This window comes from Streptomyces sp. NPDC001728 (genome assembly GCF_040297565.1).
Classification (GTDB): Bacteria; Actinomycetota; Actinomycetes; order Streptomycetales; family Streptomycetaceae; genus Streptomyces.
On sequence record NZ_JBEOZK010000005.1, the window covers coordinates 20,274 to 31,703 of the forward strand.

At 71.7% G+C, this 11,430-nt stretch carries 9 protein-coding genes; all 9 read left to right on the plus strand.

What is annotated here, in order from left to right; all coding sequences use genetic code 11:
• The first annotated feature begins 386 nt into the window (after nt 1–386).
• The 9 genes from pyrG (at nt 387) to ABT154_RS09810 (ending at nt 11,403) form a co-directional block, all read left to right on the plus strand.
• Complete coding sequence (gene pyrG, locus ABT154_RS09770) at nt 387–2,036, plus strand: CTP synthase (RefSeq protein ID WP_351855147.1); 1,650 nt, start codon at nt 387–389, stop codon at nt 2,034–2,036.
• A 75-nt stretch (nt 2,037–2,111) separates the two neighbouring features.
• Entirely contained in the window at nt 2,112–2,738 is a 627-nt protein-coding gene (locus tag ABT154_RS09775; RefSeq protein ID WP_317875608.1) for an NUDIX domain-containing protein, read from the plus strand.
• A gap of 207 nt (nt 2,739–2,945) precedes the next feature.
• A complete protein-coding gene (locus ABT154_RS09780; protein ID WP_351855150.1) occupies nt 2,946–4,931 on the plus strand; it encodes an AAA family ATPase in 1,986 nt (661 codons plus the stop codon).
• 147 nt (nt 4,932–5,078) lie between these two features.
• Entirely contained in the window at nt 5,079–6,194 is a 1,116-nt protein-coding gene (gene ald, locus ABT154_RS09785) for an alanine dehydrogenase (RefSeq protein ID WP_351855152.1), read from the plus strand.
• 448 nt (nt 6,195–6,642) lie between these two features.
• Nucleotides 6,643–7,668 carry a ParA family protein gene (locus ABT154_RS09790; protein ID WP_261993048.1) on the plus strand — a complete coding sequence of 342 codons (1,026 nt, stop codon included), beginning with the start codon at nt 6,643–6,645 and terminating at the stop codon, nt 7,666–7,668.
• Nucleotides 7,665–8,153 carry a hypothetical protein gene (locus ABT154_RS09795; RefSeq protein ID WP_351855761.1) on the plus strand — a complete coding sequence of 163 codons (489 nt, stop codon included), beginning with the start codon at nt 7,665–7,667 and terminating at the stop codon, nt 8,151–8,153. Before ABT154_RS09790 ends, ABT154_RS09795 begins: the two co-directional genes overlap by 4 nt.
• Nucleotides 8,154–8,603: 450 nt before the next feature.
• A complete protein-coding gene (locus ABT154_RS09800; protein WP_502969476.1) occupies nt 8,604–9,380 on the plus strand; it encodes a segregation and condensation protein A in 777 nt (258 codons plus the stop codon).
• Nucleotides 9,377–9,982, plus strand: a complete 606-nt coding sequence (gene scpB / locus ABT154_RS09805; RefSeq protein WP_351855158.1) for an SMC-Scp complex subunit ScpB — start codon at nt 9,377–9,379, stop codon at nt 9,980–9,982. The genes ABT154_RS09800 and scpB overlap by 4 nt, the downstream gene beginning before the upstream one ends.
• Entirely contained in the window at nt 9,982–11,403 is a 1,422-nt protein-coding gene (locus tag ABT154_RS09810) for a pseudouridine synthase (protein WP_351855161.1), read from the plus strand. Before scpB ends, ABT154_RS09810 begins: the two co-directional genes overlap by 1 nt.
• Nucleotides 11,404–11,430: the final 27 nt, after the last annotated feature.

The window sequence follows — 11,430 nt, forward strand, 5'->3', positions numbered from 1 at the left end:
TGTCCGTGTGTGTGGTGTCGGGCCCTTGTGCTGTGTGCCCGTACGGCCAGTGTGCGGGACGCGCCGGCCGACTCGGCGGGCGATGTCCGAGCAGAATACGACGCGCCCCCGTGCCCGTAGTGATCACACGAGAGATGCGCTGCTCCAAATGGGTGAACCCCGCCTTCCGTGGGCCCCGCCGCCATGTCGCCGTCCGTGTACACCCGACTGCCCCGTGTGGCCGGAAGCGGTCTCCCGATGTCGCTGATACCCTGGTACCCCGTGGACCGGTGGGAAACGGCGACAGCCGAGGACCCCGCAACCGCAGCGACGGCACCCCCCGATTCTTCCGGAGGGGACGCCGGTACGCACCTCCAGAACGCGACCACGGGAGCCCCCTCTTGGCGATGCCGCCCAAAACCACGACGACCAAGCACATCTTCGTCACCGGGGGTGTCGCCTCCAGCCTCGGCAAGGGCCTGACCGCCTCCAGCCTGGGTGCGCTCCTCAAGGCCCGGGGCCTGCGGGTCACGATGCAGAAGCTCGACCCGTACCTGAACGTCGACCCGGGCACGATGAACCCCTTCCAGCACGGTGAGGTGTTCGTCACCAACGACGGCGCCGAGACCGACCTGGACATCGGCCACTACGAGCGCTTCCTCGACGTCGACCTCGACGGCTCGGCCAACGTCACCACCGGCCAGGTCTACTCGCAGGTCATCGCCAAGGAGCGGCGCGGCGAGTACCTCGGTGACACCGTGCAGGTCATCCCGCACATCACCAACGAGATCAAGTCCCGGATCCGCCGCATGGCGACCGACGACGTCGACGTCGTCATCACCGAGGTCGGCGGCACGGTCGGCGACATCGAGTCGCTGCCCTTCCTGGAGACCGTCCGCCAGGTCCGCCACGAGGTCGGCCGCGACAACGTCTTCGTCGTGCACATCTCGCTGCTGCCCTACATCGGCCCCTCCGGTGAGCTGAAGACCAAGCCGACCCAGCACTCGGTCGCCGCGCTGCGCAACATCGGCATCCAGCCGGACGCGATCGTGCTGCGCGCCGACCGCGAGGTCCCGACCGCCATCAAGCGCAAGATCTCGCTGATGTGCGACGTCGACGAGGCCGCGGTCGTCGCCGCGATCGACGCCAAGTCGATCTACGACATCCCCAAGGTGCTGCACACCGAGGGCCTGGACGCCTATGTCGTCCGCAAGCTCGACCTGCCCTTCCGCGACGTGGACTGGACCGTCTGGGAGGACCTCCTCGACCGTGTCCACAACCCGGAGCACGAGGTCACGGTCGCGCTGGTCGGCAAGTACATCGACCTGCCCGACGCGTACCTCTCGATCACCGAGGCCATGCGGGCCGGCGGCTTCGCCAACAAGGCCCGCGTCAAGGTCAAGTGGGTCACCTCCGACGAGTGCAAGACCCCGGCCGGCGCGCAGAAGCAGCTCGGTGACGTCGACGCGGTCCTCATCCCCGGTGGCTTCGGCGACCGCGGTGTGAACGGCAAGATCGGCGCTATCCAGTACGCCCGCGAGAACAAGGTGCCGCTGCTCGGCATCTGCCTCGGTCTGCAGTGCATCGTCATCGAGGCCGCGCGGAACCTGGCGGACATCCCGGACGCCAACTCCACCGAGTTCGACCCGGCGACCGCGCACCCCGTCGTCTCGACGATGGAGGAGCAGCTCGCGTTCGTCGAGGGCGCCGGCGACCTGGGCGGAACGATGCGCCTGGGCCTCTACCCGGCGAAGCTCGCCGAGGGCTCGATCGTCCGTGAGGTCTACGACGACCAGCCGTACGTGGACGAGCGCCACCGGCACCGCTACGAGGTGAACAACGCCTACCGCGCGGAGCTGGAGAAGAAGGCCGGTCTGGTCTTCTCCGGCACCTCCCCGGACAACAAGCTCGTCGAGTACGTCGAGTACCCGCGCGAGATCCACCCCTACCTGGTCGCCACCCAGGCGCACCCGGAGCTGCGCTCCCGTCCGACCCGCCCGCACCCGCTCTTCGCGGGTCTGGTGAAGGCGGCCGTCGAGCGCAAGACGGGCAAGTAGTACGGCGCGTTAACGTAACCGGGGTACGGGTCCTGTGGATCCGTACCCCGGTTTTGTCGTACGAGAGGACTACTGATGCGCGTGCAGGACACCCCGGAGGAGTGGCGCGTCGTCGCCACCACCACACCCTTCAAGGGCAACAAGACGAGTGTCCGCACGGACGACGTGGTCATGCCGGACGGCACGGTCGCGCGCCGCGACTACCAGGTCCACCCCGGTTCGGTGGCCGTCCTCGCCCTCGACGAGCAGGACCGCGTGCTCGTCCTCCGGCAGTACCGGCACCCCGTGCGGCAGAAGCTCTGGGAGATTCCCGCCGGACTCCTCGACGTGCCCGGTGAGAACCCGCTGCACGCGGCGCAGCGCGAGCTGTACGAGGAGGCGCACGTCAAGGCGGAGGACTGGCGCGTCCTGACCGACGTCTACACGACGCCGGGCGGCTGCGACGAGGCCGTACGGATCTTCCTCGCGCGCGGAGTCGCGGAGGCGGAGGGGGAGCGCTTCGAGGTCTCCGAGGAGGAGGCCGACATGGAGCTGGCGCGGGTGCCGCTGCCGGAGCTGGTGCGGGGCGTCCTCGCGGGGGAGCTGCACAACAACTGTCTGGTGGTGGGAGTGCTGTCGCTGGTGGCGGCGCGTGCGGGGGAGGGTCTTGACGCCCTGCGCCCGGCGGAGGCGCCTTGGCCGGCCCGGCCGTTCGAGGCGTAGCCGGTGCGAACGCCCGTCCCCGTGCGTCCCCGCACGGGGACGGGGGTTCGTCATGGGGGCCTCCGGTGTGAAGATCTGTTGATCCGATCGGGGGATGTGTCCGCCCTGCTCCACCAGGTCGGCGCACCGCCCTGAACTACGCTCGGAATCGCCCGTGCGGAGACCCCGCGGGATCGGCTCGTGCGCAGGTGGACGGGAGCGTGGCCCGTGACGGATCAGGCGGTGGCGGCGGCCGGCAGCCGGCAGTTCTTCGGCCGGCAGCGGGAGTTGAAGGCCCTGCGCGCCGACATCGAGCGGACCGGCCTCGACACCCTCACCGGTCGCAAGGCACCCCGGGCCCGCGTCCTGCTCATCGCCGGGAAGCCCGGCTCCGGCCGCACCGCGCTCGCCGAGGAACTGGCCGCCGGACTCGCCGACCGCTACCCGGACGGGATCTTCCGGGCCCGGCTCACCGAGCCCGGCGGCGACCCCGTCCCCACCGCCCGCGTCGCCCGGGAACTCCTCGCCGCGCTCGGGGTGGCCGAACCCCCCGGCGCCGCCGAGGACGAACTGACCGAACTGGTCCGCGGCGCCCTCGCCGGCCGCCGCGCCGTCCTGATCCTCGACGACGCCGTCGACGCCGAGCAGGCCGACCCGCTGATCCCCGACGACCCCGACACCCTGGTGGTGGGCGTCGCCCGGGGCCCGCTCACCGGCATCCCCGACGTACGGCCCTGCACCCTCGGCGGGCTCGACCCCAAGTCGGCCATCGAACTCCTCACCGCCTTCACCGGCTCCGTACGCGTCACCGTCGACCCGCAGGCCGCCGAGACCCTCGTCGAGGAGTGCGGCGGGCTGCCCTCGGCCGTCGTCCTCGCCGGCGGCTGGCTGGCCGGCGAGCCCACCGCCTCCGTGGCCGACCTCGCCAAGCGGCTCCGCGCCCTCGCCGGCGACCCGCTCACCCGCGCCTTCCACCTCGCCCACGAGGCGCTCGCCGGGCCCGCCGCCCGGATACTGCGCTTCCTCTCCCTGGCGCCGCTGGGCCGGGCGGACGCCCACACGGCCTCAGCCCTGGCCGGCTGCTCGGTCTCGGCCGCCGCGACCACCCTCGCCGACTTCGCCGCTCTGGGGCTCGTCACCGCCGTCGAGGACGGGCAGTACGAGGTGCCCGGCCATCTCGTCCCCCTCCTCCGCACCCAACTGGAGGAGCACGACCGGCCCGCCGAGGTGCAGCTCGCGCGGGCCCGGATGCTGGAGCGGACCGTACGGCTCCTCCAGTCCTGCCGTGCGGTCACCGAACCCGAGGGCTCGGCCGCCCGCCGGAAGCTGGCCGGGCTGCCGCGTGCCCTGCGCTTCCCGAACGCCGCCGCCGGTGCCCTCTGGCTGCGCTCCCGGCAGTCCTTCCTGCTCGCCTCCGCCCGGCTCGCCGTCGCCGACGGGGAACTCGACACCCTCGCCCGTCGCCTCGTCGCCTCCCTGGTCCGGGCGCTGGCGGCGCACCGGGGCGCCGAGGCCGCCGCTCCCGAGCTGTACGGGCTGCACCAGCTGGTCCTGGACGTCGCCGAGCGGCACGGGCTGCACCGCGAGCGGGCCGCCGCCCTGCTGAACCTGGCCGATCTCGACGCCCGGACCGGCAGGACCAAGGACGCTCTGCTGCGATATCGGTTGGCTTTGGATGCCGGACGCGCAGCAAATGACCCGTACGCGACCGGTCGCGCAATGGAATCCGTAGGTGGCTCCTATCAGGAGCTGGGAGACTGGCAGCGGGCCGGCGACTGGTACGGGCGGGCGCTCGCCCAGCGTCTCGCCCGGGACGAGCGGGCCGACCAGGCCCGGCTGTACGCCCGTCTCGGCGCCGTACAGACCTACGCGGGCCGGTACGGCGAGGCGCTGCGCAACTGGCGGGCCGCCGCGGCCGGCTACCGGCGGCTCGACGATCTCCCGGGCCACGCGCGGGCGTTGAGCGAGGCGGCCCGGGTCCAGGAGTACGCCGGACGGCCCGAGGAATCGCTGCGGACCTGCGAGGAGGCGGTGGAGTGGGCCCGGCGCGCCCAGGACACCCGGCTCCAGGCAGCGCTCCAGCTGCGGCTGGCCGACACCCTCGACCGGCTCGGTGACCCGGCGGCGGCCCGGCTGCACCGGGCCGCCGCCGACAGGCTGCTGGAAACGGAATCATCTACCTACGAAATCCGTAGTGGCTCCAGCAAAGATTAGTACTTTGAAAGGCTAGACAGCGGGAACTCCTTCATTAGACTGGGTGCGCCACGTGTGAACGTGGTCTGCTCCGGTGCGCCGCAGTGCATCCGGGTATGTATCGCAGTGCCCCAGATATCCCCCATGATTCAAGGACCGTGATCGACGATGAAGGTCGGCATCCCCCGCGAGGTCAAGAACAACGAGTTCCGCGTGGCCATCACCCCTGCTGGTGTCCATGAGCTCGTCCGCCACGGCCACCAGGTCATCGTCGAGCAGAACGCCGGTGTCGGCTCCTCGATCACGGACGAGGAGTACGTCGCCGCCGGCGCCGAGATCCTCCCCACCGCCGACGAGGTCTGGGCGAGCGCGGACCTGCTGCTCAAGGTCAAGGAGCCCATCGCGGAGGAGTACCACCGCCTCCGCAAGGACCAGACCCTCTTCACCTACCTGCACCTCGCCGCCTCCCGCGAGTGCACGGACGCCCTCCTGGCCTCCGGCACCACCGCCATCGCGTACGAGACCGTGGAGACCGCGAACCGCGCCCTCCCGCTGCTCGCCCCGATGTCCGAGGTCGCGGGCCGCCTGGCCCCGCAGGTCGGCGCCTACCACCTGATGCGCTCGGCCGGCGGCCGTGGCGTCCTGCCCGGCGGCGTCCCCGGCACCCACGCCGGCAAGGCCGTCGTCATCGGCGGCGGCGTCTCCGGCTGGAACGCCACGCAGATCGCCGTCGGCATGGGCTTCCACGTGACCCTGCTCGACAAGGACATCAACAAGCTCCGCGAGGCCGACAAGATCTTCGGCACCAAGGTGCAGACGATCGTCTCCAACGCCTACGAGCTGGAGAAGGCCGTCGTCGAGGCCGACCTCGTCATCGGCGCGGTCCTCATCCCGGGCGCCAAGGCCCCGAAGCTGGTCACCAACGAGCTCGTCGCCAAGATGAAGCCCGGAAGTGTCCTTGTCGACATCGCGATCGACCAGGGCGGCTGCTTCGAGGACTCGCACCCGACCACCCACACCGAGCCGACCTTCCAGGTCCACAACTCGGTCTTCTACTGCGTCGCCAACATGCCCGGCGCGGTCCCGAACACCTCCACCTACGCCCTCACCAACGCCACGCTGCCCTACATCGTGTCGCTGGCGAACAACGGCTGGGCCGAGGCGCTGCGCCGCGACGCCGCGCTCGGTCTGGGTCTCAACACCCATGACGGCAAGGTGGTTTACAAGGAGGTCGCCGAGGCGCACGGCCTCGAGCACGTCGAGCTCAGCACCCTCCTGGGCTGACCTCGGCGGCGCCGCCGTCAACGCGTGCCGTCAATCCACGCACCCGGCCGGACCTTGTTCGACAAGGTCCGGCCGGCCGTGTCTCCGGGCCTGCCGTAACGTTCGGCCAACTCGCCTCGAACGTAACCCTTTAACCGATTCGAGCACCCCTGAAACGTGTGGATGCGTGCCCGCGCACCCTTGACAGAGACGTGTTCGGTTGCCGACACATCGGGCCGGGTCCGGCGGATTGTGTTGCTGCGGAGCGGTGACACGCCATAGAGTCGCCAACCGTCGGCATGGTGCCACGCTGACCTATCGATAAATGTTCCTGGTGACATCCAAGGAGGTAAGACGACTTGTGAATGAGTCGACAATTACTCCCGGGAGCGGTGCGCCAGGTGCTCCGATCGGCTCCGTCGCGGTGCGGACCTTCGCGACGCACCAGCCCATGACGACAGCCCACACGATGAAGACGATGGACGGCCTACACGTGAACGCCACGGCCGGCAACGAGATGGGCCGAGAGTCCACCCCCTTCGCCGCCTTCGACGAGGTGCCCGAGGGGCACTTCTACGACCCCGACGCCGAGTACGAGCCCGACCCGGAGTACGCGGCCACCCTCGCACCCGACGCTGCCCGCCAGCGCCGCGAGCGGATCGGCCCCACCGGACGGCCCCTGCCGTACTTCCCGATCCCGGGTCCCCTGACCGACCACGGACCCGCGAAGATCATCGCGATGTGCAACCAGAAGGGCGGCGTCGGCAAGACCACGTCGACCATCAACCTGGGTGCCGCGCTCGCCGAGTACGGACGACGGGTGCTGCTCGTCGACTTCGACCCGCAGGGAGCCCTGTCGGTCGGCCTCGGCGTGAACCCGATGGAGCTCGACCTCACCGTCTACAACCTGCTCATGGAGCGGGGCATGTCGGCGGACGAGGTCCTCCTGAAGACCGCCGTGCCCAACATGGACCTGCTGCCGAGCAACATCGACCTCTCGGCCGCCGAAGTCCAGCTCGTCAGCGAGGTCGCGCGCGAGTCGACGCTCCAGCGGGCCCTGAAGCCGCTGATGAACGACTACGACTACATCGTGATCGACTGTCAGCCCTCGCTCGGCCTGCTGACCGTGAACGCCCTGACGGCGGCTCACAAGGTCATCGTGCCGCTGGAATGCGAGTTCTTCGCCCTCCGCGGAGTGGCGCTGCTCACCGAGACCATCGAGAAGGTCCAGGAGCGGCTCAACCCGGAGCTGGAGCTCGACGGCATCCTCGCCACGATGTACGACTCCCGCACGGTGCACAGCCGTGAGGTCCTGGCGCGCGTCGTCGAGGCCTTCGACGACCACGTGTACCACACGGTCATCGGACGGACGGTGCGCTTCCCGGAGACCACGGTCGCCGGTGAGCCCATCACCACCTACGCCTCCAACTCCGTGGGCGCCGCCGCCTACCGCCAGCTCGCCAGGGAGGTGCTCGCCCGGTGTCACGCCGAGTGAGTCTGCCCGGCGCCGACGAACTCTTCCGTACGACCGGGGGGACGGCGCTCCAGTCGTCCGCACCCCGCCGGGCCGTCCCGGCACCGGCGGGTGAGAGTGACCCGGCGGCGGCCGAGGGCTCCGCGGAGCACAGTTCCGCGGACTCCGAGACCACGGAACCGCGCGCCAGGACGGCGGAGCCCGACGGCGCCGCCAAGGGCGCACCCGCCGCGGCGGTGCCCGCCCCGGCGGGGCGGCGACGCGGCGGCGGTCGTGCCCCGAACCGGCGGCCCAGCGGCCGGGAGCGCCACGACGAGAAGATCACGGTCTACGTCTCCGCCGAGGAGCTGATGGACCTGGAGCACGCACGGCTGGTGCTCCGCGGTGAGCACGGCCTCGCCGTGGACCGGGGCCGGATCGTCCGGGAGGCCGTCGCGGTCGTCCTGGCGGACCTGGAGTCCCGCGGCGACGCGAGCATCCTCGTCCGCCGCCTGCGCGGCCGCTGACGGTAGCCTGCGGGCTGCCTCGCTCCCCGTTCCCCCTGGACCTCCATGCACCACGCCCCCGACGAAACGTCCCGCCCACCGGCCCGCCGCCTCCTGGGCCGCGGGCCGGGCGAGCCGGAGGAGGCCACACAGCGGCCTCCGGCCGGCCCCGCCGTACAGGACGAGGGGCGGCCTGACGGGCCTGAGGGCCCGGGCAGGGAGGACGGGCCCGAGGGCCCGCCGGCCGGGCCCGCCCGGCCGGAAGACCTCTCCGAGGGCCGCGAGGGCCGCTCCGGCGGCTCCGGGGCCCTTCGGGGCGGTGACGGGGGCGCCGGGGCCGGAGAGAGCGGCACGGAGGCCTGTGAGGGCGGTACGGGGCCTGCCGGGGCCGGGCACGGCGATGCCGGTGACGGAGCCGGGGCCGCCGGTGACGGAGCCGAGGCCGGTGGTGGTGACGGTGGGCGGTTCACCGTGCGGCTCGCGAACTTCGAGGGGCCCTTCGATCTGCTCCTCCAGCTGATCACCAAGCACAAGCTCGACGTCACCGAGGTCGCCCTCTCCCAGGTCACCGACGAGTTCATGGCGCACCTGCGCGCCCTCGGCCCCGACGGCGACCTCGACCAGACCACCGAGTTCCTTGTCGTCGCCGCCACCCTCCTCGACCTCAAGGCCGCCCGGCTGCTCCCCGCCGCCGAGGTGGAGGACGAGGCCGACCTCGCCCTCCTGGAGGCCCGCGACCTGCTCTTCGCGAGGCTCCTCCAGTACCGGGCGTACAAGAAGATCGCGGCGATCTTCGCGGAGCGCTGGGAGGCCGAGGGCCGCCGCCACCCCCGTACCGTCGGACTCGAACCGCACCATGCCGAGCTGCTCCCCGAGGTCGTCATCTCCATCGGCGCCGAGGGCTTCGCGAAGCTGGCCGTCAAGGCGATGCGGCCCAGGGCCGAGCCCCAGGTGTACGTCGACCACATCCACGCCCCGCTCGTCAGCGTCCGCGAGCAGGCCGCCGTGGTCGTCGCGCTGCTGCGCGAGCGCGGGACGGCGCTCTTCCGCGAGCTGATCGAGGACGTCGGCGACGAGACGCTGACCGTGGTGGCCCGCTTCCTCGCCCTCCTGGAGCTCTACCGGGAGAAGGTCGTCGCCCTGGACCAGGAGACCGCCCTGGGGGACCTCACGGTCTCCTGGACCGGCGGGGAGACGGACCCGGCCGGGTCCGTGACCGACGAATTCGACCAGGAGGCCCCCGCATGAGCGACCTCAAGCCCGCCCTCGAAGCCGTCCTGATGGTCGTCGACGAGCCCGCCACCGAGGCGCACCTCGCCAAGGTCCTTGAGCGGACCCCCCGGGAGGTCGCGGACGCCCTGCGCGAGCTGGCCGACGAGTACACCGTCCAGGGCCGTGGCTTCGAGCTGCGGCGGGTGGCCGGAGGCTGGCGCTACTACACCCGCGCCGAGCACGCCGCGGCCGTCGAGGCCTTCGTCCTGGAGGGCCAGCAGGCCCGGCTCACCCAGGCGGCCCTGGAGACGCTGGCGGTGGTCGCGTACCGCCAGCCGGTCAGCCGTTCCCGGGTCTCGGCGGTCCGCGGGGTCAACTGCGACGGCGTGATGCGGACCCTCCTGCAGCGGGGTCTGGTGGAGGAGGCGGGCGCGGAACCCGAAACAGGTGCGATCCTGTACAGGACGACGAACTACTTCCTGGAGCGGATGGGCCTGCGCGGCCTGGACGAGCTCCCCGAGCTGGCGCCCTTCCTCCCCGAGGCGGAGGCGGTCGAACCGGACTCGCTGGAAGGGGTCCCGTCGTTCGATCCGGATGCACCGGATCGTGAGGACGACGACGACAAGACGGAAGTTTGATGCGAAGCAGCAGCGGCAGGAACAGCAGCGGAAACAACGGCGGGAGCCGTGGTGGCAACAGCGGCGGCCGCGGCGGCAGCAGCGGCGGCGGCAGCCGTGGTGGCAGCGGCGGCGGTGGCCGCGGCGGCGCCGGCGGCGGTGGCGGCTACCGGGGCGGCTCGGGTGGCGGCTCCGGCTCCGGTGGCGGCTACCGGGGCGGCTCCGGCAGCGGCTCCGGCAGCGGTGGCGGTGGTGGTTACCGGGGCGGCTCGGGTGGCGGCTCCGGCTCCGGCGGCGGCTACCGGGGCGGCTCCGGCAGCGGCTCCGGCAGCGGTGGCGGTGGCGGTGGTGGTTACCGGGGCGGCAGCAGCGGTGGTGGCGGCGGCTACCAGGGCGGTGGCGGTGGCTACCAGGGCGGAGGTCGTGACGACCAGAAGCGCCCGAGCAACCCGCGCCGGCCTCGCCCCGAGGAGCGCGCCTACGACGTGAGCCCGCCCGCGGAGGCCCCGAAGAAGGGCCGCGGTTCCGCGGCCCGCGGTGGCGCCAAGGGCGGCCCCAAGTCCCCCCAGGGCGGCACCCCGCCCCGTCGCGGCCCGCACGGCCAGCGGCAGGCGCCGGCCCGCTCGCGCGAGCTCGAGGCGAAGATCGAGCAGCGTAACCGGGAGCGGTACGAGGGCCGCCCGGAGATCAAGACCCCGAAGACATTCCCGGGCGCCGAGCAGGAGGGCGAGCGGCTGCAGAAGGTCCTCGCCCGCGCCGGCATGGGCTCGCGGCGCGCCTGCGAGGAGCTGATCGAGCAGGCCCGCGTCGAGGTCAACGGCGAGATCGTCCTGGAGCAGGGCAAGCGCGTCGACCCGGAGAAGGACGAGATCAAGGTGGACGGCCTGACCGTCGCCACCCAGTCGCACCTGTTCTTCGCGCTGAACAAGCCGGCCGGTGTCGTCTCCACCATGGAGGACCCGGACGGCCGCCAGTGCCTGGGCGACTACGTCAACAACCGCGAGACCCGGCTCTTCCACGTCGGCCGACTCGACACGGAGACCGAGGGCATCATCCTGCTCACCAACCACGGTGAGCTGGCCCACCGCCTCACGCACCCGAAGTACGGCGTGAAGAAGACCTACCTGGCCGCCATCACCGGCCCGCTGCCCCGCGAGGTCGGCAAGCGGCTCAAGGACGGCATCCAGCTGGAGGACGGCTACGCCAAGGCCGACCACTTCCGCGTGGTCGAGCAGACCGGCAAGAACTACCTGGTCGAGGTCACGCTGCACGAGGGCCGCAAGCACATCGTGCGCCGCATGCTGGCCGAGGCCGGCTTCCCGGTCGAGAAGCTGGTCCGCACGGCCTTCGGTCCGATCGGTCTGGGCGACCAGAAGTCGGGCTGGCTGCGCCGCCTCACCAACACGGAGGTCGGCATGCTGATGAAGGAAGTCGGCATGTAAGGCCCAGGCCTGCCGTACGCCGTAAGC